At 60.8% G+C, this 25,568-nt stretch carries 25 protein-coding genes; 18 read left to right on the top strand and 7 right to left on the bottom strand.

Annotated elements, in window-relative coordinates:
• Nucleotides 1-58 precede the first annotated feature (58 nt).
• Nucleotides 59-709 carry an HAD family hydrolase gene (locus tag OC605_RS24375; protein WP_024015022.1) on the bottom strand — a complete coding sequence of 217 codons (651 nt, stop codon included), beginning with the start codon at nt 707-709 and terminating at the stop codon, nt 59-61.
• A 28-nt stretch (nt 710-737) separates the two neighbouring features.
• Complete coding sequence (locus OC605_RS24370) at nt 738-1,283, bottom strand: gamma carbonic anhydrase family protein (RefSeq protein WP_076564866.1); 546 nt, start codon at nt 1,281-1,283, stop codon at nt 738-740.
• Between the two features lie 89 nt (nt 1,284-1,372).
• On the opposite strand from OC605_RS24370, the gene prlC reads away from it, so the two are divergent.
• The 3 genes from prlC to OC605_RS24355 all read left to right on the top strand — a co-directional run bounded on the left by prlC (nt 1,373) and on the right by OC605_RS24355 (nt 5,848).
• Nucleotides 1,373-3,424: an oligopeptidase A gene (prlC, locus tag OC605_RS24365; RefSeq protein ID WP_262140010.1), complete on the top strand. Its 2,052-nt coding sequence runs from the start codon at nt 1,373-1,375 to the stop codon at nt 3,422-3,424.
• Nucleotides 3,421-3,711 (top strand): YheV family putative zinc ribbon protein, encoded by a 291-nt coding sequence (locus tag OC605_RS24360; RefSeq protein WP_262140008.1) that lies wholly within the window; start codon nt 3,421-3,423, stop codon nt 3,709-3,711. The genes prlC and OC605_RS24360 overlap by 4 nt, the downstream gene beginning before the upstream one ends.
• A gap of 112 nt (nt 3,712-3,823) precedes the next feature.
• The gene (locus tag OC605_RS24355; RefSeq protein ID WP_262140006.1) at nt 3,824-5,848 is read left to right on the top strand and encodes a M3 family metallopeptidase; all 2,025 of its coding nucleotides are present in this window, start codon (nt 3,824-3,826) and stop codon (nt 5,846-5,848) included.
• Between the two features lie 5 nt (nt 5,849-5,853).
• Here OC605_RS24355 and OC605_RS24350 read toward each other — a convergent pair whose 3' ends face one another.
• The gene (locus OC605_RS24350; protein ID WP_262140004.1) at nt 5,854-6,501 is read right to left on the bottom strand and encodes a tyrosine-protein phosphatase; all 648 of its coding nucleotides are present in this window, start codon (nt 6,499-6,501) and stop codon (nt 5,854-5,856) included.
• Nucleotides 6,502-6,781: 280 nt separating this feature from the next.
• Between OC605_RS24350 and OC605_RS24345 the strand changes: the two genes are divergently transcribed.
• The 3 genes from OC605_RS24345 to OC605_RS24335 are packed head-to-tail and all read left to right on the top strand — an operon-like array spanning nt 6,782 to nt 10,629.
• Nucleotides 6,782-7,528, top strand: a complete 747-nt coding sequence (locus OC605_RS24345) for a gluconate 2-dehydrogenase subunit 3 family protein (RefSeq protein WP_130899515.1) — start codon at nt 6,782-6,784, stop codon at nt 7,526-7,528.
• A 2-nt stretch (nt 7,529-7,530) separates the two neighbouring features.
• Nucleotides 7,531-9,315, top strand: a complete 1,785-nt coding sequence (locus OC605_RS24340; protein ID WP_262140003.1) for a GMC family oxidoreductase — start codon at nt 7,531-7,533, stop codon at nt 9,313-9,315.
• Nucleotides 9,316-9,327: 12 nt separating this feature from the next.
• Nucleotides 9,328-10,629, top strand: a complete 1,302-nt coding sequence (locus OC605_RS24335) for a c-type cytochrome (protein ID WP_186569783.1) — start codon at nt 9,328-9,330, stop codon at nt 10,627-10,629.
• 68 nt (nt 10,630-10,697) lie between these two features.
• Here the strand turns inward: OC605_RS24335 and OC605_RS24330 are convergent, their stop codons facing one another.
• Nucleotides 10,698-11,000, bottom strand: coding sequence for a hypothetical protein (locus OC605_RS24330; protein WP_133335394.1), 303 nt, complete (start codon nt 10,998-11,000; stop codon nt 10,698-10,700).
• A 236-nt stretch (nt 11,001-11,236) separates the two neighbouring features.
• Between OC605_RS24330 and OC605_RS24325 the strand changes: the two genes are divergently transcribed.
• The 3 genes from OC605_RS24325 to OC605_RS24315 all read left to right on the top strand — a co-directional run bounded on the left by OC605_RS24325 (nt 11,237) and on the right by OC605_RS24315 (nt 14,878).
• On the top strand, nt 11,237-12,295 hold the full coding sequence (locus OC605_RS24325) for a PA0069 family radical SAM protein (protein ID WP_186569782.1): 1,059 nt from the start codon (nt 11,237-11,239) through the stop codon (nt 12,293-12,295).
• Nucleotides 12,296-12,532: 237 nt separating this feature from the next.
• A complete protein-coding gene (locus OC605_RS24320) occupies nt 12,533-13,261 on the top strand; it encodes a carbonic anhydrase (protein ID WP_016772323.1) in 729 nt (242 codons plus the stop codon).
• Nucleotides 13,262-13,351: 90 nt separating this feature from the next.
• Nucleotides 13,352-14,878, top strand: coding sequence for a SulP family inorganic anion transporter (locus OC605_RS24315; protein ID WP_071173969.1), 1,527 nt, complete (start codon nt 13,352-13,354; stop codon nt 14,876-14,878).
• Nucleotides 14,879-15,014: 136 nt separating this feature from the next.
• Here OC605_RS24315 and OC605_RS24310 read toward each other — a convergent pair whose 3' ends face one another.
• Nucleotides 15,015-15,665 carry a hypothetical protein gene (locus OC605_RS24310; RefSeq protein ID WP_024015006.1) on the bottom strand — a complete coding sequence of 217 codons (651 nt, stop codon included), beginning with the start codon at nt 15,663-15,665 and terminating at the stop codon, nt 15,015-15,017.
• A gap of 370 nt (nt 15,666-16,035) precedes the next feature.
• On the opposite strand from OC605_RS24310, the gene coxB reads away from it, so the two are divergent.
• The 4 genes from coxB to OC605_RS24290 all read left to right on the top strand — a co-directional run bounded on the left by coxB (nt 16,036) and on the right by OC605_RS24290 (nt 20,423).
• Entirely contained in the window at nt 16,036-17,163 is a 1,128-nt protein-coding gene (gene coxB / locus OC605_RS24305; protein WP_016772326.1) for a cytochrome c oxidase subunit II, read from the top strand.
• Between the two features lie 82 nt (nt 17,164-17,245).
• The gene (ctaD, locus tag OC605_RS24300; RefSeq protein WP_016772327.1) at nt 17,246-18,832 is read left to right on the top strand and encodes a cytochrome c oxidase subunit I; all 1,587 of its coding nucleotides are present in this window, start codon (nt 17,246-17,248) and stop codon (nt 18,830-18,832) included.
• Between the two features lie 126 nt (nt 18,833-18,958).
• Nucleotides 18,959-19,510, top strand: a complete 552-nt coding sequence (locus OC605_RS24295) for a cytochrome c oxidase assembly protein (protein ID WP_133335402.1) — start codon at nt 18,959-18,961, stop codon at nt 19,508-19,510.
• Between the two features lie 25 nt (nt 19,511-19,535).
• A complete protein-coding gene (locus OC605_RS24290; protein WP_133335404.1) occupies nt 19,536-20,423 on the top strand; it encodes a cytochrome c oxidase subunit 3 in 888 nt (295 codons plus the stop codon).
• Nucleotides 20,424-20,432: 9 nt separating this feature from the next.
• On the opposite strand, the gene OC605_RS24285 is transcribed toward OC605_RS24290, so the two are convergent.
• Complete coding sequence (locus OC605_RS24285; protein ID WP_016772330.1) at nt 20,433-20,636, bottom strand: twin transmembrane helix small protein; 204 nt, start codon at nt 20,634-20,636, stop codon at nt 20,433-20,435.
• Between the two features lie 70 nt (nt 20,637-20,706).
• Between OC605_RS24285 and OC605_RS24280 the strand changes: the two genes are divergently transcribed.
• Genes OC605_RS24280 through OC605_RS24260 form a run of 5 tightly spaced genes read left to right on the top strand, consistent with a single transcriptional unit; the run spans nt 20,707 to nt 24,615 of the window.
• Nucleotides 20,707-21,447 carry an SURF1 family protein gene (locus OC605_RS24280; protein WP_262139995.1) on the top strand — a complete coding sequence of 247 codons (741 nt, stop codon included), beginning with the start codon at nt 20,707-20,709 and terminating at the stop codon, nt 21,445-21,447.
• Nucleotides 21,413-22,006: a hypothetical protein gene (locus OC605_RS24275; RefSeq protein WP_262139993.1), complete on the top strand. Its 594-nt coding sequence runs from the start codon at nt 21,413-21,415 to the stop codon at nt 22,004-22,006. Before OC605_RS24280 ends, OC605_RS24275 begins: the two co-directional genes overlap by 35 nt.
• A 10-nt stretch (nt 22,007-22,016) precedes the next feature.
• On the top strand, nt 22,017-23,096 hold the full coding sequence (locus OC605_RS24270; RefSeq protein WP_262139991.1) for a COX15/CtaA family protein: 1,080 nt from the start codon (nt 22,017-22,019) through the stop codon (nt 23,094-23,096).
• Nucleotides 23,084-23,983, top strand: coding sequence for a heme o synthase (cyoE, locus tag OC605_RS24265; protein ID WP_262139990.1), 900 nt, complete (start codon nt 23,084-23,086; stop codon nt 23,981-23,983). The genes OC605_RS24270 and cyoE overlap by 13 nt, the downstream gene beginning before the upstream one ends.
• Complete coding sequence (locus tag OC605_RS24260; protein ID WP_130928310.1) at nt 23,980-24,615, top strand: SCO family protein; 636 nt, start codon at nt 23,980-23,982, stop codon at nt 24,613-24,615. Before cyoE ends, OC605_RS24260 begins: the two co-directional genes overlap by 4 nt.
• 174 nt (nt 24,616-24,789) lie before the next feature.
• Here the strand turns inward: OC605_RS24260 and OC605_RS24255 are convergent, their stop codons facing one another.
• On the bottom strand, nt 24,790-25,560 hold the full coding sequence (locus OC605_RS24255) for a MetQ/NlpA family ABC transporter substrate-binding protein (RefSeq protein WP_262139987.1): 771 nt from the start codon (nt 25,558-25,560) through the stop codon (nt 24,790-24,792).
• Nucleotides 25,561-25,568 lie beyond the last annotated feature (8 nt).

Genomic DNA, 25,568 nt, shown 5'->3' with positions numbered 1-25,568 from the left:
TCCCACATTGGATCGCGGTGCCTCTGTGGGAGCGAGCCTGCTCGCGAAGGCTATTTCATCAGCGCTGCAAAAACGCCTGATGCAACTCGTCCAAGGTTTCAAAGTGATAAGCCGGCGCCTCGGCATTCAACTCCTCGAAACTGCCAAACCCATAGCCCACCGCCGCTGCATCCAGGCCATTGCTGCGCGCGCCGATCAGGTCGTGCTTGCGATCGCCGATCATCAGGGTCTGCGCGGGGTCCAGGCGTTCTTCCTCGAGCAGATGCGCAATCAGCTCAACCTTGTTGGTTCGCGTGCCATCCAGCTCGCTGCCGTAGATCACCTTGAAGTGGCGGGCGAAGTCGAAGTGCCGGGCGATCTCGCGGGCGAACACCCACGGTTTGGAGGTGGCGATGTACAACTGCCGCCCCTGCCCGCTCAAGGTCTCCAGCAACGGCGTCACCCCGTCGAACACTCGATTTTCGTAGAGGCCGGTGACCTTGAAGCGCTCGCGATAGAAATTCACCGCTTCCCAGGCCTTGGCCTCGTCGAAGTCGTAGAACTGCATGAACGCTTGCAGCAGCGGCGGGCCGATGAAGTGTTCCAGTTTGCTCAGGTCCGGCTCGTCGATGCCGAGATTGGCCAAGGCAAATTGAATTGAGCGGGTGATGCCCTCACGCGGGTCGGTCAGGGTGCCATCGAGGTCGAACAGTACAGTCTGGTAATGCATGGAAATTCCCGAGCAGGTGTAGGGCAATTCAGAACTGGTCGTAGCCTTCGGCCAGATGCAGGTCCTTGAGCTTGACGTAATTCGCCGCGCTGTACGTGAAGAAGGCGTTTTCCTTGTCGGTCAGCGGGCGCACTTGCTTGACCGGGCTGCCGACATACAGAAAGCCGCTTTGCAGGCGTTTGCCCGGCGGCACCAGACTGCCAGCGCCGATGATCACGTCGTCCTCGACCACGGCGCCGTCCATGACGATGCTGCCCATGCCGATCAATACGCGGCTGCCAACGGTGCAGCCGTGCAGCATGACCTTGTGGGCGATGGTCACGTCATCGCCGATCAGCAAGGGAAAGCCGTCCGGGTTGAATGGGCCGGCGTGGGTGATGTGCAGCACGCAGCCGTCCTGCACGCTGGTGCGCGCACCGATGCGGATGCGGTGCATGTCGCCACGGATCACCGTCAGCGGCCAGACCGAGCTGTCTGCGCCAATTTCGACGTCGCCGATCACCACCGCCGAACCGTCGACGAATGCGCCGTTGCTCAGGCGGGGGGTGTGATTCTGGTATTTGCGAAGGGACACGATTAGTTCTCTCTCTGTCGCCGATAGCTGCGGTGAGTGTCGATTGTAATTAAGATGGGCGCATGTTTCTTCCAGCCAAGGTGCCAACCGTGAGCGTGAACAACCCTCTTTTGCAGTCCTACGACCTGCCGCCGTTCTCCACGATCCGTGCCGAACACGTCCTGCCCGCCATCGAAACCATCCTCGCGGACAACCGCGCCGCCATCGCCGAAATTCTCAAGACCCAGGGCAAGAACCCGACCTGGGCCGGTCTGGTGCTGGCGATGGACGAACTCAACGATCGTCTCGGTGCGGCATGGAGCCCGGTCAGCCATCTTAACGCCGTGTGCAACAGCGCCGAACTGCGTGAAGCCTACGAGTCGTGCCTGCCGGCCCTGAGCGCCTACTCCACCGAGATGGGCCAGAACCGCGAACTGTTCCAGGCGTATGAAGCGTTGGCCAACAGTCCGGAAGCTGCCAGTTTCGACGTCGCGCAAAAGACCATTCTGGAACACGCCCTGCGCGATTTCCGTCTGTCGGGTATCGATCTGCCGGAAGCCGAGCAGAAACGTTACGCCGAAGTGCAGAGCAAACTGTCAGAGCTCGGCAGCCGCTTCTCCAACCAGTTGCTCGACGCCACCCAAGCGTGGACCAAGCACATCACCGACGAAGCCGCCCTTGCCGGCCTGACCGATTCGGCCAAGGCGCAAATGGCTGCCGCCGCGCACGCCAAAGGCCTCGACGGCTGGCTGATCACCCTGGAATTCCCCAGCTATTACGCGGTGATGACCTACGCGCAAGACCGTGCGCTGCGCGAAGAAGTCTACGCCGCGTACTGCACCCGCGCCTCGGACCAAGGCCCGAATGCCGGCCAGAACGACAACGGCCCGGTGATGGAAGAGATCCTCGACCTGCGTCAGGAACTGGCCCGACTGCTGGGCTTCGCCAGTTTCGCCGAACTGAGTCTGGCGACGAAAATGGCCGAATCCAGCGATCAGGTGCTGAGCTTCCTGCGCGATCTGGCCCAACGCAGCAAGCCGTTCGCCGCTCAGGATCTGCAACAGCTGCGCGCTTACGCCGCCGAACAGGGCTGCGCCGATCTGCAAAGCTGGGACAGCGGTTTCTACGGTGAAAAACTTCGCGAGCAGCGTTACAGCGTCGCCCAGGAAACCCTGCGAGCCTACTTCCCGATCGACAAAGTCCTCAGCGGCCTGTTCGCCATCGTCCAGCGTTTGTACGGCATCGAGATCGCCGAGCAGAAAGGCTTCGACACCTGGCACCCGGACGTCCGCCTGTTCGAGATCAAGGAAAACGGCCAGCACGTCGGCCGCTTCTTCTTCGACCTGTATGCCCGCGCCAACAAGCGTGGCGGCGCGTGGATGGATGGCGCCCGCGACCGTCGTCGCACCGTCGACGGAGTGCTGCAAAGCCCGGTGGCCAATCTGGTGTGCAACTTCACCCCGGCCGACAGCGGCAAGCCTGCGCTGCTGACCCACGATGAAGTGACCACTTTGTTCCACGAGTTCGGCCATGGCCTGCACCACCTGCTGACCCGCGTCGAGCACGCTGGCGTGTCCGGCATCAATGGCGTGGCCTGGGACGCGGTCGAGCTGCCAAGCCAGTTCATGGAAAACTGGTGCTGGGAGCCGGAAGGCCTGGCGCTGATTTCCGGCCACTACGAGACCGGCGAGCCACTGCCGCAGGACCTGCTGGAAAAAATGCTCGCGGCGAAGAACTTCCAGTCCGGCCTGATGATGGTGCGTCAGCTGGAGTTTTCGCTGTTCGACTTCGAACTGCATGCCACCCATGGCGATGGCCGCAGCGTGGCGCAAGTGCTCGAGGGCGTGCGTGACGAGGTGTCGGTGATGCGTCCACCGGCTTACAACCGCTTCCCCAACAGCTTTGCGCACATTTTCGCTGGTGGTTACGCGGCGGGTTACTACAGCTACAAGTGGGCTGAAGTGCTGTCCGCCGACGCCTTCTCGAAATTCGAGGAAGACGGCGTGCTTAACGCTGAAACCGGTCGGGCGTTCCGCGAGGCGATTCTGGCGCGCGGCGGCTCGCAGGCACCGATGGTGCTGTTCGTCGACTTCCGTGGCCGTGAGCCGTCGATCGACGCGCTGTTGCGCCACAGCGGCCTGAGTGAGGACGCGGCAGCATGAGCGACGGCCCTGTGATCACCAAGAAGCGCTTTATCGCCGGGGCGGTCTGCCCGGCGTGCAGCGAGCCGGACAAGTTGATGATGTGGAGCGAAGATGGCGTGCCGCACCGCGAATGCGTGGCTTGCGGTTACTCCGACACCCTCAACGAGCAGGGGCTGTCGGTACCCAAAGAACTGGGCACGCGGGTCAATACCAGTGCGCTGAAGCCTGCCGCCGACAAAAAGGTCCAGGCCGTGCAGTTCTTCCCCAACCCGAAGTTGAAGAAAAAGCCCGACGAGCAACAGTGACAACTACCGCCACCTGCCGATGATCGTCGGCAAGTGGCGGTATCTATCCACCACCTTGCCCTGCGCTTCCTGATTAGGCTGGCCGATCCAGCCCTCTCTCACGGAAGACGCCATGCCTGACACCAACCCACTCCTGCAACAATGGCAGTTGCCGCCCTGGTCGGCGATACGCGCCGAACATCTGCTGCCGGCAGTCGAGCGCATCGTTGCCGACAATCTGCTGATCATCGAAAACGTCATCGCCACTCAGGTTGAGCATCCCAACTGGGACGACGTGGTCATTGCCATTGATGAAGCCGATGCACGCCTGAATGAAACCATGGCGATTATCGAATTCCTCTCGGTCAGGCATGCCGATGATCCCGAGTGGTTGGCGCAGGAAGCGCTCAGCACCCACGCTGCGCAGCATTACAAGGCTGCGAAGGCCGGCAATCGACAGTTGCTCCAGGTTTATCAACGATTGGCACAGAGCTCCATAGCCGCCAGCTTCAGTGATGCACGCAAAGCCTCGCTGGCGAAAATCCTGCGCAGGTTTCACTTGGCCGGCAGCGAATTGTCGAGTGCGCAGCGCAAGGATCTGACGCGATTGAACGGCGAAATCGATCTGCTGGAAAAGCGCTTCATGAGCAATCTCAGATCGGTCAACGCTGCATGGAGCAAGGACATCGACGATGCAGCGCTGTTGGCAGGACTGCCGGCCGAAACGCAGGCGCATCTGGCCGCCAATGCCAAAAATGCCGGCCTGTCCGGGTGGCGGCTGACCCTCGATCAGAACACTTACGATCAGGTCATGAAGCGGGCGCGGCACCGCGGTTTACGTGAAGAGTGTTTCAAAGCCTGGTGCACCCGCGCTTCGGATCAGGGGCCATACGCCGGCCGCTTCGACAACGGACCGGTGCTGCACAAGCTGCTGGCTGCGCGTCATGCCAAAGCCCGGCTGTTGGGTTTCGACAATTTCGCTCAACTGCGACTGCTCGACCGCATGGCCGTGGATACTGACCAGGTCCGCCGTTTTCTGCAGCAGCAGATCGCCCTCAATGCAGCGGCGCTTGCGCGCGAAACCGATGACCTGCAAGCCTCTGCACGCCAGTACGGTATTGATCAGATAGAAGCGTGGGATCACGACTTCCTCGCCGAGCAATTGCGCTTGAAACAGTTGGGCGGCGAGGAGCAGGACCTGCGCCTGTTTTTTCCGCTGGACGCCATACTGCAGAGCCTGTGCCGCTTCAGTGAGCACATGTTCGGCATCAGGATCAGCGAAAACATTCGCCTGGAGACTTTCAACGAAAACGTGCGCCTGTTCGAAGTCAGCGAGCATGAGCAAGCGGTCGGCTTCATCTACATCGACCCGTTCCACCGCGCCGCTGGCGCCGACTACGCCTGGACAGGTGTACTGCGCAACCGACGGATCAATGCGGAAGGCCGGCCATCACTGCCGATAGCCTCGCTTCAATGCAATTACACGGCCGCCGCCGACGGGCTGAATCTGCTGGCACATCAGGATCTGCGCGTGCTGCTGCACGAATTCGGCCATTGCCTGCATCACGTGCTGACACGTTCGCCGCACTACAACCTGTCCGGCATTTCGCATCTGAGCCGCGACGCTGCCGAGTTTGTCGGGCAGCTGTTCGAGAAATGGGCGCTATCCGGGCAATTCCTGCGCTGGCTGGGTACGCATCATCAGAGCGGTGAGCGCCTGTCGGAAACACAGGCGGACGCCGCGTTTTCCACCACCGACATCCAGCGCAGCCGAGAGACGGCGATGCTGCTGCTGAGCGCGCTGTTCGACTTCGAACTGCATTGCAGTCACGGCGACGGTCGCACTGTTCAACAAGTGATGGCGGATGTGCAAAGCGCATTCCCGGGCCTGCATATTCCAGCCTACTGCCGCTTCGCCAACAGCTGCGATTATCTGGTCACCGGTTACGAGGCTTCGCTTTACGCCTACAAATGGTCGGGTGTGCTGGCGAGCGAGGCATTCAAACGCTTCGAACGTGAAGGTCTGTTCAATGAACAGACGGGCCGGGACCTGCGCAAGCACCTGCTGTCGGGAGACAGACAGTCACTCCCCGCCGCGCTGCAAGCGTTCTTGGGTAAACCGATCGACAGCGCGCTGTTTCCTGCACCAGCCGATTGAGCTGATCAACGCTGGACGTGCGCCGAGTCGAACCAGCTCTTCATCGAACACATGGCGAATGCACTGGTGCTGCATTCGCCATTGATCAGGGCTTCGTGCAACCGATCGACATCAGCCTGCATCACGTAGCGCACGCTGTCGTGGAAATGCTGACTGTCACCAAAACCGCCCTCGGTCATTTCCTTGAGCGCCTGCTCTTTGCTCCAGCCCTGCACCACCACGCGGTACATCGCCGCCATCAGACCGGTGCGGTCAGAACCGTGCTTGCAGTGCATGAGCACCGGGCCGTCGGCTTCGGCGGACTGAATCGCGCGCAGAGCCTTGAGCACATCGCTGTCGTCGACGTGGTTGGTGCGATACGGCAGCTGCACTTGCTTGATGCCCGGCGCGGAGAGCCAGTCGCTATCAGCGTCAGGCAGGAAGTTGATTACGGTGACGACATGCAGATCGTTCAACAGCGGCACCGCACTGCGGCTGGGCAAGGCGCTGCGATACAGCGTCGGTGACATGCGGAACAGGTTGAACTGCGCCTCAACCGGCTGTGCCCACTCGGCCGGGCGAGATGCCGTGGGGTCGGCCGCCCGGGCGGCAATGCCATGCAACAGGGCAACAAGCGAAAAACATAACGCGGGGAAAAAGCGCACTCGAGACATGCTGGGCTGACCGTTTCGGCAATCTTCATTGAAGGAATTGCAGCTTCGCTTTTGAGCGGTCAATACGCCGTGAGCCGGTCGTCAAAGAAACGTGAATCGTCGCTTCGCCGGGCTTTTTTCCAGGAAAACGGTTTTTCTTGATGCTTAGCCTGCTACCATTTGTCACATGATGTTGCAGACGTGGCGCCCTTTTTCGGGACAGACCCTCGTCATCGCGACGCAAAATTCCTCGAGCTGCTCGCAGAAGCGGCTGACTTCTATGCCTGATGAGGTGCCCCCCATGTCTGATCAAGATCGAGACAACCCGCGGCGTGAGTTCTTGCGCAAATCCCTGACCCTGATTCCGGTGGTCACACTTGCCGGTACCGGCCTGGGCAGCAGCGTGCTGCAAGCCGCACCTGAAAGCACACCGGCGCCTGCCGCAGCAAAACCGGCCGCGGCTGGCGCCGGTGAGTATCAGCCGAGCTTTTTCACCGCCGAAGAATGGGCGTTCATCAACGCTGCCGTCGCCCAGTTGATCCCCAACGATGCGCAGGGCCCGGGCGCGCTTGAAGCCGGCGTGCCGGAATACATCGACCGGCAGATGAACACGCCGTACGCCGCCGGTGCCCTGTGGTACATGCAAGGCCCATTCAATGCCGACGCTGCGCCGGAGATGGGCTGGCAGAGCAAACTGGTACCCAAAGACATCTATCGTCTCGGCATCGCCGCCACGGATCAGTGGGTAAAAGGTCTCAGCGGTAAAACATTTGCCGAGCAAGACAGCGCTACCCGAGACGATTTGCTCAAGCAACTCGAAGCCGGCAAGCCGCAGTTCGATGCGGTGCCGGCGAAGATTTTCTTCAATCTGCTGCTGCAAAACACCAAGGAAGGTTTCTTCTGCGACCCGATCCACGGTGGCAATAAAGGCATGGTCGGCTGGACCATGATCGGTTTCCCCGGCGCCCGCGCCGATTTCATGGATTGGGTGGAACGCAACGAGCAATACCCCTTCCCGGCAGTGTCGATTCGCGGCGAGAGGGCGTAAGCATGGCAACGGTATTGAAGAAGGTTGATGCAGTCATCGTCGGTTTCGGCTGGACGGGCGCCATCATGGCCAAAGAGCTGACCGAAGCGGGTCTGAACGTGCTGGCGCTGGAGCGCGGGCCGATGCAGGACACCTACCCCGACGGCAACTATCCGCAGGTGATCGACGAACTCACCTACAGCGTGCGGAAAAAGCTCTTTCAGGACATCTCCAAAGAGACCGTCACAATTCGCCACAGCGTCAACGACATCGCCCTGCCCAACCGCCAGTTGGGCGCGTTCCTGCCGGGGAATGGCGTCGGCGGCGCCGGTCTGCACTGGTCGGGCGTGCACTTTCGCGTCGACCCGATCGAATTGCGCATGCGCAGCCACTACGAAGAACGCTACGGCAAAAGCTTCATCCCCAAAGACATGACCATTCAGGATTTCGGCGTCAGCTATGAAGAGCTGGAACCGTTTTTCGACTTCGCGGAAAAAGTCTTCGGCACCTCCGGCCAGGCCTGGACGGTGAAAGGCCAACTGGTCGGTCAGGGCAAGGGCGGCAATCCTTACGCGGCGGATCGCTCCAACCCGTTCCCGCTTGAAGCGCAGAAGAACACCGTATCCGCACAGCTGTTCGGCAAAGCGGCCACAGAAGCCGGTTACAAACCCTACAACCTGCCTTCGGCAAATACCTCTGGGCCGTACACCAATCCCTACGGCGCACAGATGGGGCCGTGCAATTTCTGCGGTTTCTGCAGCGGCTACGTCTGCTACATGTATTCCAAGGCCTCGCCGAACGTGAACATTCTGCCGGCGCTCAAGCCCCTGCCGAATTTCGAACTGCGGCCCAACTCCCATGTGCTGCGTGTCAATCTCGACAGCAGTAAGTCGAAAGCCACCGGCGTCACCTACATCGACGGCCAGGGCCGCGAGATCGAGCAGCCGGCGGATCTGGTGATCCTCGGCGCGTTCCAGCTGCACAACGTGCGTCTGATGCTGCTCTCCGGGATCGGCAAACCCTACGACCCGATCAGCGGCGAAGGCGTGGTCGGGCGTAACTTCGCCTACCAGAATATGGCGACCATCAAGGCGTTCTTCGACAAGGACACCCACACCAACAACTTCATCGGCGCTGGCGGCAACGGCGTGGCGGTGGACGATTTCAACGCCGACAACTTCGATCATGGCCCGCACGGCTTCGTCGGCGGCTCGCCGATGTGGGTCAACCAGGCTGGCAGCCGACCGATTGCCGGCACCTCGAACCCGCCGGGCACACCGGCGTGGGGCAGTGCGTGGAAACGCGCCACCGCCGATTACTACACCCACCAGGTGTCGATGGACGCCCACGGCGCGCATCAGTCCTACCGTGGCAACTACCTTGATCTCGATCCGGTGTACCGCGACGCTTACGGTCTGCCGCTGCTGCGCATGACTTTCGACTGGCAGGAAAACGACATCAAGATGAACCGCTTCATGGTCGAAAAAATGGGCAAGATCGCCGAAGCGATGGGCCCTAAAGCCATCGCGGTGATCGGCAAGCAAGTCGGCGACCACTTCAACACCGCCTCGTACCAGACCACCCACCTCAACGGTGGCGCGATCATGGGCACCGATCCGAAGACCAGCGCGCTGAACCGCTATTTGCAGAGCTGGGACGTGCACAACGTGTTCGTCCCGGGCGCCTCGGCGTTCCCGCAGGGCCTGGGCTACAACCCGACCGGACTGGTGGCGGCGCTGACCTACTGGTCGGCGAAAGCGATCCGCGAGCAATACCTGAAAAACCCCGGCCCGCTGGTGCAGGCTTAAGGAGCGATGACCATGAAAACTTTCGTTATCGCCACCCTCGCCCTGCTCGGCAGCACTGCAATTTATGCGGCCGATGTTGATCAAAATCTGATCAAGCAAGGTGAATACCTCGCCCGCGCCGGTGACTGCGTGGCCTGTCACACCGCCAAGGGCGGCAAGCCGTTCGCCGGCGGGCTGCCGATGGAGACGCCGATCGGCACGATCTACTCGACCAACATCACCCCGGATAAAACCGGCCTCGGAGATTACAGCTTCGAAGACTTCGATCAGGCCGTGCGCCATGGCGTTGCCAAAAACGGCAGCACGTTGTACCCGGCGATGCCTTATCCGTCCTACGCGCGGGTCAACCAGGCCGACATGCAAGCGCTGTACGCCTACTTCATGCACGGCGTCGAACCGGTGGCGCAGGAGAACAAGGCCAGCGACATTCCGTGGCCGTTGAGCATGCGCTGGCCGCTGATGGGCTGGCGCTGGCTGTTCGCACCGAAGGTCGAGGATTACCAGTCCACGTCGGCCGATCCGGTGATCGATCGCGGCGCGTACCTGGTTGAAGGCCTCGGCCACTGCGGCGCCTGTCACACCCCGCGCGCACTGACCATGCAGGAAAAATCCCTGAGCGCGGCGGACGGCAGCGAATTCCTCGCCGGCAGTGCTCCGCTTGAAGGCTGGATCGCCAAGAGCCTGCGCGGCGATCACAAGGATGGCCTCGGCAGCTGGAGCGAAGAACAACTGGTGCAGTTCCTCAAGACCGGGCGCAGTGATCGCAGCGCAGTGTTCGGCGGCATGAGCGATGTGGTCACCCACAGCATGCAGTACATGAGCGACGCCGACCTCACCGCGATTGCCCGCTATCTCAAATCACTGCCGGCCAATGACCCGGCGGATCAGCCGCATCAGTACGACGAGAAAGTAGCCAAAGCGCTGTGGAACGGTGACGACAGCCAACGCGGCGCGTCGGTGTACATCGACAACTGCGCGGCCTGCCACCGTACCGATGGCCATGGCTACACCCGGGTGTTCCCGGCGCTGGCGGGCAATCCGGTGCTGCAGACGGAGGATCCGACGTCGCTGATTCACATCGTGCTCAAAGGCGCAACCTTGCCGGCGACGCACGCAGCGCCATCGGCCTTCACTATGCCAGGTTTCGCCTGGCGCCTGACGGATCAGGAAGTCGCGGACGTGGTGAGTTTCATCCGTGGCAGCTGGGGTAACAAGGGCGCGCCAGTCAGTGCCAAAGAGGTTGCGCATCTGCGCAGCGAGGATATGCAAAACACTTCCGGCGATGATCTCGGCCAAGTCACCCAACATAACTAGAAATAGACCCCCTGCATGATGTATTCATGCAGGGGGTTTCAGTTATGAAGTTGTGCGATTACTTCTGCTTACGGATTAATGATGGCCACATAAGCTTTGGCCAAGGCGATCAACTTCGCCTTGTCATCACTATCAATATCGCCGTCACCGTCGACATCTTTCTTGTCAGTGCGAATGGTGAACGTTTTGCCCTTGTCAGCCGATACCGCCACGACGTAGACAGAATCGACCAGGGTCTCGGTCGACAGCTCTTGCTCCGCGTTCCAGCCCAGCTCCTTGCGCGCCAGTTGCAGCGAAACAATAGTGTTGGAATCGGTGATACTCGGCTGCATCATTTGCAGGAAAACACCGCGTTGATTCAAGTAAGACATTCAATCAAATCCTTTTAATTAGTTTGGCCGGAGTCTGTTGCCGGGGGTTCCAGAGCCTATATAGCGGACCTGAGTTCAGCAATTAGGCATCTGTGTCCTGACTTGTCGCGACCTGATGACAATTGCTCAGTCAAACTCTGTGCGGTATCACTATTGGTAAAGCATCGCTGAACGGTACTGGATCGCAGCGCACCCCCTCGGATACTGTATGCATATACAGAGCAGAGGTTCGTTCGATGAACATCCCAGTTCCGCCCCGCGGTCGCGGCACCGCAACCAACCCGCACAACCGCTTTGCGCCCAGTCGTTCGGTGGCCGAGGACGACGGCTGGTATCAGGAAGTGCCAGAGACGCAAAACACCGAAGTGATCATCGAAAAGGCCAAATCGATCATCAGCCGGAACACCTCGCCGGATCTGCCCTTCGACCGTTCGCTCAATCCCTATCGCGGCTGCGAACACGGCTGCATCTATTGCTACGCACGGCCCAGCCACGCCTATTGGGACATGTCGCCGGGCCTGGATTTCGAAACCCGGCTGATTGCCAAGACCAATGCCGCCCAGGTCCTCGAAGAACAGCTGAGCAAACCCGGCTATCAATGCGCGCCGATCAATCTTGGCTCCAATACCGACCCGTATCAGCCCATCGAGCGCGAACACAAAATCACCCGGCAGACCCTGGAAGTGCTGCTGCGCTATCGCCACCCGGTGACCATCGTCACCAAAGGTTCGCTGATTCTGCGCGATCTCGATTTGCTCACGGAGTTGGCGCAGCAACGGCTGGTGGCGGTGATGATCAGCCTGACCACGCTTGATGATGAACTCAAACGCATCCTCGAACCGCGCGCCGCTGCGCCCAAGGCACGCCTGCGCGCGATCCGGGTGATGCGCGAAGCAGGCGTTCCGGTCGGCGTGCTGTGTTCGCCGATGATTCCGATGATCAATGACAGCGAAATCGAAAGCCTGCTGACCGAGGCCCACGCTGCCGGCGCGCAAAGCGCTGCCTACATGATGCTGCGCCTGCCGCTGGAAGTCGCGCCGCTGTTCGAGGAGTGGTTGCAGGCGCACTATCCGCAACGTGCCGCCCATGTGCTGAGCCTGATCCGCCAGAGCCGCGGCGGCGAACTCTACGACAGCCGATTCGGCGCGCGGATGCGCGGTGAAGGGCCGTTTGCCGACCTGCTCGCACAAAGATTTGCCAAGGCCATCAAAAAGCTTGGCCTGAACAAACGCGAGGGCTATAACCTCGACTGCTCGGCCTTCTGTCCGCCGGGTCGCCAGATGTCGTTGATTTAGCGACAATTGGCTTTGGGTTGACGGGTTGGAATCCTTCCGCCGAAACACGCCGGTCACGTTTTTTGTGACCTGGAACACACGTTCTAGAGCGTTTGATTCAGTTTCAGTTAAGTTTCGGCGGCTACCTTGTTCATCGAGTGACTGACGGGTCGGGATGACCCGGATGGTTTAAACAGCCACTGGCTTCATACCGGAATACCGGGGAAGACTCCCTGAATCCGCACAAGAGGATGAATCATGAGTGACAAGGATAAACAGTCGTTGGCTGCCTCGGCGCAAAGCCCTGAAGCACAATCCGCCGATGCAGCACTGCGACAGATCGTTGATGGCTTTTTACGCTTTCACCATGACGTTTTTCCGCAGCAGGAAGAACTGTTCAAGAAGCTCGCTACCGCTCAGGCGCCCAAGGCGATGTTCATCACCTGCGCCGACTCGCGCATCGTTCCCGAGCTGATCACCCAGAGCTCGCCGGGCGATCTGTTCGTTACCCGTAACGTCGGCAACGTGGTGCCGCCTTACGGTCAGATGAACGGCGGCGTCTCTACCGCGATCGAATACGCGGTACTGGCGCTGGGCGTGCAGCACATCATCATTTGCGGCCACTCCGATTGCGGCGCCATGCGCGCGGTACTCAACCCCGACAGCCTGGAAAAAATGCCGACGGTCAAAGCCTGGCTGCGCCATGCTGAAGTCGCGAAAACCATGGTGCACGACAACTGCAACTGCACCGACGAAAAAGACAGCATGCCGATCCTCACCGAGGAAAACGTCATCGCCCAACTGCAGCACTTGCGTACCCATCCTTCGGTAGCCTCGCGCATGGCGAACGGTCATCTGTTCATCCATGGCTGGGTCTACAACATCGAAACCAGCGAAATCAAAGCTTACGACGCGGACCAGGGTCGTTTCCTGCCTCTCGACGGCAGCCATCCGATTCCTGTGGCGACGCCCAAAGCGCGCTTCTAAATCTTCCCAACAATCTGTGTGGTATGACGCCGGCCGCTGATTCAGCGGTCCGGCCTCGCCACGCCTGAAGAAAACTTCGGGAGAATCGCCATGCGTGCGGCTCAATTGAAAGCTGTGTTGCCACGGGAGCTGCTCGCCTCCGTGGTTGTGTTTCTGGTCGCCCTGCCGCTGTGCATGGGCATCGCGATTGCCTCGGGGCTGCCGCCGGCCAAGGGTCTGATCACCGGCATCATTGGCGGTCTGGTGGTCGGTTGGCTGGCGGGGTCGCCGTTGCAGGTCAGTGGTCCGGCGGCGGGTCTGGCGGTGCTGGTTTTCGAGCTGGTGCGCCAGCATGGCGTCGAGATGCTCGGGCCGATCCTGCTGCTCGCCGGATTTCTGCAACTGGTCGCCGGGCGCCTGAAGCTTGGCTGCTGGTTTCGGGTCACGGCGCCAGCGGTGGTCTACGGCATGCTCGCGGGCATTGGCGTGTTGATTGTGCTCTCGCAAATCCATGTGATGCTCGATGCCAAGCCGCAGCCTTCCGGGCTCGACAACCTCACGGCGTTCCCGGCGGCCGTGGCGCAGGCCTTGCCATCGTTTGGCTGGCAGGCGGGTCTGCTCGGTCTGTCGACGATTGCGGTGATGTGGCTGTGGGAAAAATTCCGCCCGCATTCGCTGCGCTTCATTCCCGGCGCATTGCTCGGTGTGGGTCTGGCGACGGTGGCGAGCCTGATGCTGGCGTTGCAGGTCAAGCGCGTCGAGGTACCGGCGAATCTGGCCGAGGCGATCGATTGGCTCAAGCCGGCCGACCTGATGAGCCTGGCCGACCCGACGCTGCTGATCGCCGCGTTCGCCGTGGCGTTTATCGCCAGTGCCGAAACCCTGCTGTCCGCTGCGGCGGTGGATCGCATGCACAGCGGCGTGCGTTCGGACTTCGACCGTGAACTGTCGGCGCAAGGTGTCGGCAACATGCTCTGCGGTCTGGTCGGCGCGCTGCCGATGACCGGGGTGATCGTGCGCAGTTCGGCCAACGTTCAGGCTGGTGCGACCACACGCTACTCGACGATTTTCCATGGCCTGTGGCTGCTGGCATTCGTGCTGTTGCTGTCGAGCGTGCTGCAAAGCATCCCGGTGGCAAGCCTGGCGGGAGTGCTGGTGTACACCGGTTTCAAACTGGTCGACCTGAAAGCTTTCCGTGGTCTGGGTCGGTACGGGCGGATGCCGATGTTCACCTACGCCGCGACGGCGCTGGCGATCATCTTCACTGACCTGCTCACCGGTGTGCTGATCGGTTTCGGCCTGACCATGTTGAAACTGGCATTCAAGGCTTCGCGCCTGAAAATCAGCCTGATCGACCTGCCGCAGGACGGCGAAATGGAATTGCGTCTGGTCGGCGCGGCGACGTTCCTCAAAGTGCCGGCGCTGACCCAGGTGCTGGGCAGCATTCCCCACGGCACGACGGTGCATGTGCCGCTGAACAACCTGAGCTACATCGACCATTCGTGTCTCGAGTTGCTTGAGGAATGGGGCCGGGCGAATGCGGCGAAGGGGTCGAAGCTGTTGATCGAATCGCGCGGGTTGAAGCGACGGCTTGAGGGGCGGGTGCGGACCAATACCGGGATTGGTGCGGCGGGTTAGAAGTCGACCTCAAAACGCAAACCCTGTGGGAGCGAGCCTGCTCGCGAAAGCGGTGTATCAGCCAACAGAGATGTTGAATGATCGACCGCATTCGCGAGCAGGCTCGCTCCCACACTGGATTTATGACACAAGAAAATCAGGCAGCAGGCTGATCGAGCTCAAGCCCCACACCCAACCGGCGGCTCATGCACGGCCAGCGTTTCCACGCCGCGCCAGTGTCCGGACTGCTGAGTTTTTCGCGATAGGCTTCGACCGACTCCAAAGCAAAACTCTCTTCGTTGAGCATCTCGTCGATCGCGTGATGCACCGCTTCATCCAGTTGGTTGGCGAATTCCTCACCGATCAATTGGTGAGCAATCAGGTTGGCGACCGTCATGTCCAAGGGGATCAATGGCTGGCCGAAATGCTTGATGTACAGGTCGTTGACCTCTTCGACAAAGCGGTGTGCCAGATAGGCTTCGTCGAGCAGGCTGTCCAGGCCGACGTGTCCGGCCATGATCGCCGGCGGCTGGAGGAAATACTGCTCGGCGATTTTCAGCACAGGTTTGATCTGCGATTCGATTCCCGCTTCCCTGGCGACTTCATTGGCTGCATCCAGCAGGTCCGGTACTTCATCGATGTAGGCGGCGACGAAACGCGTCAGCACGCCCTGGGCGTCGGCTTCCGGCAACTGGATCGCCGGGTGCAGGTGAGGCAGCTTGCTTTCCAGCTGACGGGTCAGCAGGCCGGTGTCTTTTTCGTGCTGTTGGGCTTTTTGGATCTGCTCGCGCAATGCGGCGGTGTTCATGAAAACTCCAGGAAACAAGGCAATGAAATAGGGAAGACATAACTTAGCTGGCTTACGAAAAACGCTAAGACGCATTTGTCATAATTATTTCATCCTTGATGCAGCTGCGTTATATCCATTCGCCACCACTCGTCTGCATCCTTCTCCATTCGGGCACTTGAACGCAAGCGCCGGGTGTTTCAGCTCATTTACGTGCCCGGGTTGCAATTCCCGGGCGCTGTCTATACTCGCCAATGAATGGAGTTAGCTGATGACGCCCGACTGCACCCGCAGCAAGGCCCGGCGATTCAAGTTCGTAGTCTGATGCAGCCGCTCCCTTGCCGCAGGCGATACGCCGGCGGGATAACAAGAACGATAAGGGGAACCCGCAATGATGCGACATCCACATGTCTGGATGGGCCTCCTGTTGTGGTCGATTTTCAGCCCGGCCAACGCGGCATGGACTGTGAATATGGCGCCTGGAGCGACTGAAATCAGTCACGCAGTATTCGACCTGCACATGACCATTTTCTGGATCTGTGTGGTGATCGGGATCATCGTCTTCGGCGCCATGTTCTGGTCGATGATGGTGCACCGCCGCTCTACCGGCCAGGTCGCGGCCAAATTCCACGAAAGCACCGGCGTCGAGATCATGTGGACCATCGTGCCGCTGCTGATCCTGGTAGCCATGGCCGTCCCCGCCACCGCGACGCTGATAAAGATGTACGACACCAGCGAGCCGGACATCGATATCCAGATCACCGGCTATCAGTGGAAGTGGCACTACAAATACCTGGGCCAGGACGTCGAGTTCTTCAGCAACCTGGCCACCCCCGCCGAGCAGATCCACAACAAGGAAGCCAAGGGCGAGCACTACCTGCTCGAAGTCGACAAGCCACTGGTGCTGCCGATCGGCGCCAAGGTGCGCTTTCTGGTGACCTCGGCTGACGTCATTCACTCATGGTGGGTGCCGGCGTTTGCGGTCAAGCGCGATGCGATTCCCGGGTTCGTCAATGAGGCCTGGACACGCATCGACAAGCCTGGCCTCTACCGTGGCCAGTGCGCCGAATTGTGCGGCAAGGATCACGGCTTCATGCCGATCGTGGTCGAGGTCAAGGAACAGGCCGACTACGAAAAATGGCTCGCCGAGCGCAAGGCCGAGGCCGCGCAGCTCAAAGAACTGACCAGCAAGGAATGGACCCTCGACGAGCTCAAGGAGCGCGGCGACAAGGTTTACCACACCACTTGCGTGGCCTGTCACCAGGCCGAAGGCCAGGGCCTGCCGCCGATGTTCCCGGCACTCAAGGGCTCGAAAATAGCCACCGGGCCGATCAAGGATCACCTGAGCATCGTCTACCACGGCAAACCCGGCACCGCCATGGCGGCGTTCGGCAAACAGCTGTCGGAAGTCGATATCGCAGCGGTCGTGACTTACGAACGTAACGCCTGGGGCAACAACAAGGGCGACATGGTCACGCCAAAAGAAGTGCTGGAGCTGAAACAGGCGGAAAGCAAATGAGCCGGTCAATTGCGTATTCAGTGAACCGGTCGGGGCAGCGCGCCCCGGCCTGCCCCGTCCACTTTCGTGAAGGAGACCGGCCATGAGCGCTGTCATCGATGACCACGGTCACGCCGACCACGCCCACGGCCCCGCCAAAGGCCTGATGCGCTGGGTGCTGACCACCAACCACAAGGACATCGGCACGCTGTACCTGTGGTTTGCCTTCTGCATGTTCCTGCTCGGCGGCTCGTTCGCCATGGTCATTCGCGCCGAGCTGTTCCAGCCCGGCCTGCAGATCGTCCAGCCGGAATTCTTCAACCAGATGACCACCATGCACGGTCTGGTCATGGTGTTCGGCGCGGTGATGCCGGCCTTCGTCGGCCTCGCCAACTGGATGATTCCGCTGATGGTCGGGGCGCCGGACATGGCGCTGCCACGGATGAACAACTTCAGCTTCTGGCTGTTGCCGGCGGCGTTTTTGCTGTTGGTGTCGACACTGTTCACCCCGGGTGGCGGACCGAATTTCGGCTGGACCTTTTATGCGCCGCTATCGACGACCTACGCGCCGGAAAGCGTGACGTTCTTCATCTTCGCCATCCACTTGATGGGCATCAGTTCGATCATGGGCGCGATCAACGTGGTCGCGACCATCCTCAACCTGCGCGCGCCCGGCATGACCCTGATGAAAATGCCGCTGTTCGTCTGGACCTGGCTGATCACCGCGTTTCTGCTGATCGCAGTAATGCCGGTGCTGGCCGGCTGCGTGACGATGATGCTCATGGATATTCACTTCGGCACCAGTTTCTTCAGCGCTGCCGGCGGTGGTGACCCGGTGCTGTTCCAGCATGTGTTCTGGTTCTTCGGCCACCCCGAGGTGTACATCATGATCCTGCCGGCGTTCGGCGCGGTCAGCCAGATCATCCCGACCTTCGCGCGCAAGCCGCTGTTCGGCTACACCTCGATGGTCTACGCCACGGCGAGCATCGCGTTCCTGTCGTTCATTGTCTGGGCGCACCACATGTTTGTGGTCGGCATTCCGCTGGTAGGCGAGTTGTTCTTCATGTACGCGACCATGCTGATCGCCGTGCCGACGGGTGTGAAAGTGTTCAACTGGGCGAGCACCATGTGGCAAGGCTCGATGACCTTCGAGACGCCAATGCTGTTTGCCGTGGCGTTCGTCATCCTGTTCTCGATCGGTGGTTTTTCCGGGCTGATGCTGGCGATCGCCCCGGCGGACTTCCAGTATCAGGACACCTACTTTGTGGTTGCGCATTTTCACTACGTGCTGGTACCGGGGGCGATCTTCGGCATCTTCGCCTCGGCCTATTACTGGCTGCCGAAGTGGACCGGGCACATGTACGACGAGACCCTCGGCAAGCTGCATTTCTGGCTGTCGTTCGTCGGCATGAACCTGACCTTCTTCCCGATGCACTTCGTCGGTCTTGCGGGGATGCCGCGACGGATCCCGGACTACAACCTGCAGTTCGCCGATTTCAACATGGTCTCGTCGATCGGCGCATTCATGTTCGGCGCCACGCAGATCTTCTTCCTGTTCATCGTCATCAAGACCATTCGAGGCGGCGCACCGGCCCCGGCCAAACCATGGGACGGCGCCGAAGGGCTGGAGTGGAGCGTGCCGTCGCCAGCGCCGTACCACACCTTCACCACGCCGCCGGAAGTGAAATGAACATGGAGTCCTTTGTGGGAGCGAGCCTGCTCGCGAAGAACGCTGACGCGGTGTGTCTGAAGCACCGCGGCGTCTGCTTCGCGAGCAGGCTCGCTCCCACAGGGGTTCATGTCGAGGCTGAAAATCATGGCTGACTCGATCTCGCTGAAGAAACTCGTCACTCGTCTGCTGCTGGTGGTGGTGGCGATGTTCGTCTTCGGTTTTGCCCTGGTGCCGATCTATGACGTGATGTGCAAAGCCTTCGGCATCAACGGCAAGACCGGCGGCCAGTATGCGGGCGAGCAAGTGGTCGACACCTCGCGCCAAGTGCGCGTGCAGTTTCTCTCGACCAACACCGCGGACATGCCATGGGACTTTTATCCCAAGCACGACGAGCTGACTGCCAACCCCGGCGCGGTCAACGAGATGGTCTTCATCGCGCGCAATCCCACCGACAAGCCGATGAGTGCGCAAGCGGTGCCGAGCATCGCGCCGAGCAACGCCGCAGCGTTTTTCCACAAGACCGAATGCTTTTGTTTTACCCAGCAGGTGCTGCAACCCGGTCAGCAGATCGAAATGCCGGTGCGTTTCATCGTTGACCGCGACATGCCCAAGGAAGTGAAGCATCTGACGCTGTCCTACACGCTGTTCGATATCACCGCCCGACATCCGCCGGTGGCTGTTAACACTGGCGGCTGAGCGTGGCCGATAAGGAGAACAATAAATGGCAACTCATGAGCACTATTACGTCCCGGCCCAGAGCAAATGGCCGATCATCGCCACGCTCGGGATGCTCGTCACCGTGTATGGCCTCGCCACCTGGTTCAACGATCTGAAGGCGGCACGCCCGGATTCCCACGGCCCGCTGATCTTTTTCGTCGGCGGCCTGCTGCTGGCGTACATGCTGTTCGGCTGGTTCGGTGCGGTGATCAAGGAGAGTCGCGCGGGGCTGTACAGCCCGCAGCTGGACCGCTCGTTCCGCTGGGGCATGAGCTGGTTCATCTTTTCCGAGGTGATGTTCTTCGTCGCCTTCTTCGGCGCGCTGTTCTATATCCGCGTCGTGTCGGCACCGGGGCTGGCCGGCGAAGGCAGCAAGGGCTTGTCGGAAATGCTCTGGCCGAACTTCGAATATGTCTGGCCGTTGCTGAACAACCCCGACCCGAAACTGTTCCCACCGCCCAAGGATGTCATCAGCCCTTGGGGCCTGCCGCTGCTCAACACGATCCTGCTGGTCAGCTCCAGCGTGACCATCACCATCGCCCACCATGCGCTGAAGAAAGGCCATCGCGGCGCGCTGAAACTGTGGCTGGCGATCACCGTACTGCTGGGCATCGCGTTCCTCGGTTTCCAGGCCGAAGAGTATATCCACGCCTACCAAGAGCTGGGCCTGACCCTCGGTTCGGGCATCTACGGCGCGACGTTCTTCATGCTCACCGGGTTCCACGGCGCCCACGTGACCATCGGCACCATCATTCTGTTCGTGATGCTGATGCGCATCATGAAAGGCCACTTCGACAACGAGCACCAGTTCGGTTTCGAAGCGGCGAGCTGGTACTGGCACTTCGTCGACGTGGTGTGGATCGGCTTGTTCTTCTTCGTTTACGTCCTCTGACTGCTGGCGCTACCAGGGCGCATGGGACACCAACTGGCCGCTGTAGAAACCCCAGGCCATCAGGCCGACGGTGACCACGGCCAGTGCCACCCGAACACTCAAGGCGATGACCAGCCGATTGGAGCTGCTGTCGTCCTTGACCAGGAAAAACAGGCCGCTGAACAGGCTGACGACCGTGGCAATCAGCATCAGGACGATCGCTGCTTTGAACATGGCAAGACTCCGGGGGACAGGCGATGCACTTGAGTATAGCGATCGCGATGACTGACTTTATGGCGCGCCCATGAAGTGCTTTCGCCCGGGCGTGATTCCCACTGTCGTGGTGGCGCTGTTGCTGCCGCTGATGGTTGCACTGGGCTTCTGGCAACTGGGCCGGGGTGCGGAGAAAACCGCGCTGCTGGCCAGTTATGGCGAACGTCGCGTGGCCGAACCGCTGGCCAGCAGTGAACTGCTCGCCAGCGCCGACCCGGCTTACCGCCGCGTGCGCGTGCACGGCCAGTTCGACCCCGCCCACACCCTGTTGCTGGACAACCGCCAACGTGGCGGCAAGGTCGGCGTCGAATTGCTGCAACCGTTCCAGGACCAACGCAGCGGCCTCTGGCTGCTGGTCAATCGCGGCTGGCTGCCATGGCCCGATCGGCGCGTGCCGCCGCAATTCACGACACCGGCCGAGGCGCTGACGCTCGACGCCTGGGTCTATGTCGCCCCCGGCGCAACGTTCCAGTTGCACGCCGATCCGGTCAACCATGTCTGGCCGCAAACCATTACCGCCGTCGAGCCGGGCAAATTGTGGCAAACCCTGGAGCGCGACGGCTTCGCCTATGAATTACGCGCCGAACCCGGGCCGGCGAGCTACCAGACCGATTGGCCGGTAGTCGCGATGGGCCCGGAAAAACACCTCGGCTACGCCGTGCAATGGTTCGCCATGGCCACGGCCCTGCTCGGTCTTTACCTCTATTTCGGCTGGCACCACGCAAAGGAGAAACGCCATGGGAAGCGCCATGAATCCGCCCAGCATGTCTGAGGCCAAACCCGTTCCCAGCCGCCGGCGCGGGCGCATTCAGTTGTTGCTGATTGTCCTTGGCGTGGTCGGGCCGATGCTGCTCGCCACTGGCATGTACAAATTGCAGTTCTGGGTGCCGGAAGGACGCAGCTATCACGGCGAGCTGATCGGCAACGGCCAGACCCGCGCCGACCTCGGCGTGCAGGCCGACGAGCAGCGCTGGCAGATTCTGGTCACGGCGCCAAAGGACTGCGCAGTCGATTGCCAGCAACTGGTTTATCTGGCGCGGCAGATCCAGATCAGCCTCGGCCGCGAAGCCGGGCGCGCCAGCCACGCCCTCGCCGCCGCGCAACCACTGAGCGCTGATTACGCCGCCAAACTCGACCGCGAATATCCGCAGTTGCAGCGCTATCGGCTGGATCCCGGGGTGTTCGCCAGGACCACCGGCGATAAAGCCGTGCCGCAGCTGTGGATCGTCGACCCGCACGGCAATCTGGTGCTGCGTTACGAGCCGAATGTGAAGGGCAAGGATCTGCTTAACGACCTGCGGCATCTGCTGAAACTGTCGAACATCGGATGAGGGCATCGTCATGGCCAAACCTGGATTTCGCCTCGCGCTGTTTGCCACCCTGCTGGCACTGATTGTCGTGCTGCTCGGCGCCTATACGCGCCTGACCCACGCCGGCCTCGGCTGCCCGGACTGGCCAGGCTGCTACGGCTTTATCAGCGTGCCAAAAAGCGAGGCGCAACTGGCCCATGCCGAACTGCATTTCCCTGACGCGCCAGTGGAGGCGCACAAGGGCTGGAACGAGATGATTCACCGCTACTTCGCCGGCACCCTCGGCTTGCTGATTTCAGTGCTGGCGGGGCGCGCCTGGGCCAACCGGCGCCATCCGGGCCAGCCGGTGAAACTGCCGCTGTTTCTGCTGGCGGTGGTCATCGCCCAAGCGGCGTTCGGTATGTGGACGGTGACGCTCAAGCTCTGGCCGCAAGTGGTCACCGGGCATTTGCTCGGCGGCTTTGCCACGTTGAGTCTGCTGTTCCTGCTGACGCTGAGGTTGTCCGGCGTGCTGCCGGCGCTAACCGTACCCAAGCGCCTGCAATACTGGGCGACGGCGGGCCTGCTGCTGGTGATCGGCCAGATCGCCTTGGGCGGCTGGGTCAGTTCCAACTACGCAGCGGTGGCCTGCATCGACTTCCCCACCTGCCACGGCCAATGGCTGCCGCCGGCGGACTTCGCCAACGGTTTCCACCTGACCCAGCACATCGGCCCGAATTATCTCGGCGGACAACTCGATAGCGACGCGCGCACGGCGATTCACCTGACTCACCGCATCGGCGCTTTGCTGGTGACGGTCGTACTGCTCGGTCTGGCCTGGCAGTTGAAAGCGGTAGGCATGACCCGATTGGCCGGATTGCTGCTGATCGCCCTCGCCGCGCAGATCACCCTCGGCATCAGCAACGTGCTGTTTCATCTGCCGCTGCCGGTGGCCGTCGCCCATAACGCTGGCGGTGCGGCGCTGTTGCTGACTCTGGTGCTGGTCAATTATCACGCGCGCACCAGCCTGCTGCGGGTGAGCCAACCGGTGCTGGCGCGCTGGCGCTTGAGTGCGCACAAACCTGTCGTCGCGCCCATTGCATTGAAAGGAGAGACGCCATGGCGAGTCTGATCGGCGAGCGTGCGGCGCAAGCGCTGTGGCGCGATTACCTGGAGCTGACCAAACCGAAAGTCGTGGTGCTGATGCTGATCACCTCGCTGGTCGGCATGTTCCTCGCTACCCGCGCGGGCGTGCCGTGGACAGTGCTGGTGTTTGGCAATCTGGGCATTGCCTTGTGCGCCGGCGGTGCGGCGGCGGTCAATCATGTGGTCGATCGGCGCATCGATGCGGTGATGGCGCGCACGCACAAAAGGCCTCTGGCCGAAGGCCGGGTTTCACCTGCGGCGGCGCTGACCTTCGCCCTCGTGCTGGCATTGCTCGGCCAGACGCTGCTGCTGACCTTCACCAATCAGCTGACCGCGTGGCTGACTCTCGCCTCGCTGCTCGGTTACGCGGTGGTCTACACCGGCTTTCTCAAGCGTGCGACGCCGCAGAACATCGTCATCGGTGGCCTCGCCGGTGCCGCGCCACCGCTGCTGGGCTGGACCGCCGCCACCGACCATGTCAGCGCCGAACCGCTGTTGCTGGTGCTGATCATCTTCGCCTGGACCCCGCCGCACTTCTGGGCGCTGGCGATTCATCGCAAGGAGGAATACGCCAAGGCCGACATTCCGATGCTGCCGGTGACGCATGGCGAGCACTACACCAAAGTGCACATTCTGCTGTACACCTTCGCGCTGCTGGCGGTGAGTCTGTTGCCGTACGTGATTCACATGAGCGGCATGCTTTACCTTATCTGCGCCCTCGGCCTCGGCGCGAGGTTTCTGCAATGGGCCGTGGTGCTGTACCGTGGCAGTCGGCCGCACGCGGCGATCAGCACCTTCAAGTACTCTATTTATTACTTGTTCCTGTTGTTCATTGCCCTGCTCGTAGACCACTACTTACTGTTGAACCTATGACCCGAACCCAGAAAACCGTCTTCATCCTTGTCGCCGTGATCGCGCTGATCCTTGGGCTTACCGTGAATAAAGTGCTGAACGGCAAAGGCCAGGGCGATCCGACTGCGCTGATCGACGCCGGGATCATCCTGCTTCCGCAGAGCCGCAACCTGCCGGACGTGACCATGACCGATCAGGACGGCAAACCAGTTGCCATCGACGAGTTGAAAGGCAAGTGGAGTCTGTTGTTCTTCGGCTATACCTTCTGCCCGGACATCTGCCCGACTACCCTGGCGCAACTGCGGCAGATCAAGAGTGAATTGCCGAAAGAGGCTGTGGACAAGTTGCAGATCGTACTGGTCAGCGTTGACCCCAACCGCGACACGCCGAAGCAGTTGAAGCAGTACCTGGGCTACTTCGATCCGCAGTTCATTGGCCTGACGCCGACATCGATCGAGGAGCTGCAAAAGGTCGCGAACGCGGTGAGCATTCCGTTCATTCCCGCTGATACCAGCAAGCCGAATTACACCGTGGATCACAGCGGCAATCTGGCCGTGATCGGCCCGGACGGCACACAGCGTGGGTTTATTCGCGCGCCGTTGAACAATGCCAAGCTGGTGGCGCAGTTGCCGGCGATGCTTGAGCGAAAATAGGATCAACACCATTCCAATGTGGGAGCGAGCCTGCTCGCGAAGAGGCCAGCACATTCAACATCTGTTTTGACTGACACACCGTATTCGCGAGCAGGCTCGCTCCCACACAGATCATATTCCAGGCAAAAAAAGGGGCGCATCAGATGCGCCCCTTTTTCATTGCAGCAACCTGAATCAGAACGCCGGCAACACCGCGCCTTTGTACTTCTCGGTAATGAACTGCTTCACTTCCGGGCTGTGCAGCGCAGCCGCCAGTTTCTTCATCGCATCGCTGTCCTTGTTGTCCGGGCGGGACACGAGGATGTTCACGTACGGCGAGTCGTTGCCTTCGATCACCAGCGCATCCTTGGACGGATCAAGCTTGGCTTCCAGCGCGTAGTTGGTGTTGATCAGCGCCAGATCGACCTGGGTCAGCACGCGCGGGATGGTCGCGGCTTCCAGTTCACGGAATTTCAGGTCTTTCGGGTTTTGCTCGATGTCTTTGAGGGTCGACAGAATGTTGCTCGGATCCTTCAAAGTGATCACGCCAGCCTTGTCCAGCAGCAACAGCGCACGGCCGCCGTTGGTGGCGTCGTTCGGGATCACCACGTTGGCACCACCGGGCAGGTCTTTCAGATCCTTGAGCTTGCTCGAATAAGCGCCCAGTGGCTCCAGATGCACACCGGTCACGGCTACAAGATCAGTGCCCTTGGCCTTGTTGAATTCATCAAGATACGGCTGGTGCTGGAAGAAATTCGCGTCCAGACGCTTTTCCGCGACCTGTACGTTCGGCTGAATGTAGTCGGTGAAGACCTTGACCTTCAGATCCACGCCTTCCTTGGCCAGGGCCGGTTTGACGAACTCGAGGATTTCCGCGTGCGGCACCGGGGTGGCGGCAACGGTCAGGGTCTCGGCGTGGGCCGAAAACGCCGCAACAGCGGCGAAAGCAGCGATCAGTTTTTTCATTCAGCTAA

The sequence above is a fragment of the Pseudomonas sp. Marseille-Q5117 genome (assembly GCF_946901175.1).
In the GTDB taxonomy this organism is placed as follows: Bacteria; Pseudomonadota; Gammaproteobacteria; order Pseudomonadales; family Pseudomonadaceae; genus Aquipseudomonas; species Aquipseudomonas iranensis.
The sequence above is the reverse complement of the archived record's forward strand: the minus strand, read 5'-3'. Positions and strand labels throughout refer to the sequence as shown.

Coding starts and splice junctions, on each gene's coding strand:
- OC605_RS24260 (WP_130928310.1), top strand. CDS start 23,980: ATGACCCGAACCCAGAAAACCGTCTTCATCCTTGTCGCCGTGATCGCG.
- OC605_RS24330 (WP_133335394.1), bottom strand. CDS start 11,000: ATGTCTTACTTGAATCAACGCGGTGTTTTCCTGCAAATGATGCAGCCG.
- OC605_RS24295 (WP_133335402.1), top strand. CDS start 18,959: ATGGCTGACTCGATCTCGCTGAAGAAACTCGTCACTCGTCTGCTGCTG.
- OC605_RS24275 (WP_262139993.1), top strand. CDS start 21,413: ATGGGAAGCGCCATGAATCCGCCCAGCATGTCTGAGGCCAAACCCGTT.
- OC605_RS24310 (WP_024015006.1), bottom strand. CDS start 15,665: ATGAACACCGCCGCATTGCGCGAGCAGATCCAAAAAGCCCAACAGCAC.
- OC605_RS24345 (WP_130899515.1), top strand. CDS start 6,782: ATGTCTGATCAAGATCGAGACAACCCGCGGCGTGAGTTCTTGCGCAAA.
- OC605_RS24280 (WP_262139995.1), top strand. CDS start 20,707: ATGAAGTGCTTTCGCCCGGGCGTGATTCCCACTGTCGTGGTGGCGCTG.
- OC605_RS24290 (WP_133335404.1), top strand. CDS start 19,536: ATGGCAACTCATGAGCACTATTACGTCCCGGCCCAGAGCAAATGGCCG.
- OC605_RS24325 (WP_186569782.1), top strand. CDS start 11,237: ATGAACATCCCAGTTCCGCCCCGCGGTCGCGGCACCGCAACCAACCCG.
- OC605_RS24255 (WP_262139987.1), bottom strand. CDS start 25,560: ATGAAAAAACTGATCGCTGCTTTCGCCGCTGTTGCGGCGTTTTCGGCC.
- OC605_RS24340 (WP_262140003.1), top strand. CDS start 7,531: ATGGCAACGGTATTGAAGAAGGTTGATGCAGTCATCGTCGGTTTCGGC.
- OC605_RS24335 (WP_186569783.1), top strand. CDS start 9,328: ATGAAAACTTTCGTTATCGCCACCCTCGCCCTGCTCGGCAGCACTGCA.
- OC605_RS24315 (WP_071173969.1), top strand. CDS start 13,352: ATGCGTGCGGCTCAATTGAAAGCTGTGTTGCCACGGGAGCTGCTCGCC.
- OC605_RS24285 (WP_016772330.1), bottom strand. CDS start 20,636: ATGTTCAAAGCAGCGATCGTCCTGATGCTGATTGCCACGGTCGTCAGC.
- OC605_RS24270 (WP_262139991.1), top strand. CDS start 22,017: ATGGCCAAACCTGGATTTCGCCTCGCGCTGTTTGCCACCCTGCTGGCA.
- OC605_RS24320 (WP_016772323.1), top strand. CDS start 12,533: ATGAGTGACAAGGATAAACAGTCGTTGGCTGCCTCGGCGCAAAGCCCT.
- OC605_RS24355 (WP_262140006.1), top strand. CDS start 3,824: ATGCCTGACACCAACCCACTCCTGCAACAATGGCAGTTGCCGCCCTGG.
- ctaD (WP_016772327.1), top strand. CDS start 17,246: ATGAGCGCTGTCATCGATGACCACGGTCACGCCGACCACGCCCACGGC.
- OC605_RS24360 (WP_262140008.1), top strand. CDS start 3,421: ATGAGCGACGGCCCTGTGATCACCAAGAAGCGCTTTATCGCCGGGGCG.
- coxB (WP_016772326.1), top strand. CDS start 16,036: ATGATGCGACATCCACATGTCTGGATGGGCCTCCTGTTGTGGTCGATT.
- cyoE (WP_262139990.1), top strand. CDS start 23,084: ATGGCGAGTCTGATCGGCGAGCGTGCGGCGCAAGCGCTGTGGCGCGAT.
- OC605_RS24350 (WP_262140004.1), bottom strand. CDS start 6,501: ATGTCTCGAGTGCGCTTTTTCCCCGCGTTATGTTTTTCGCTTGTTGCC.
- OC605_RS24375 (WP_024015022.1), bottom strand. CDS start 709: ATGCATTACCAGACTGTACTGTTCGACCTCGATGGCACCCTGACCGAC.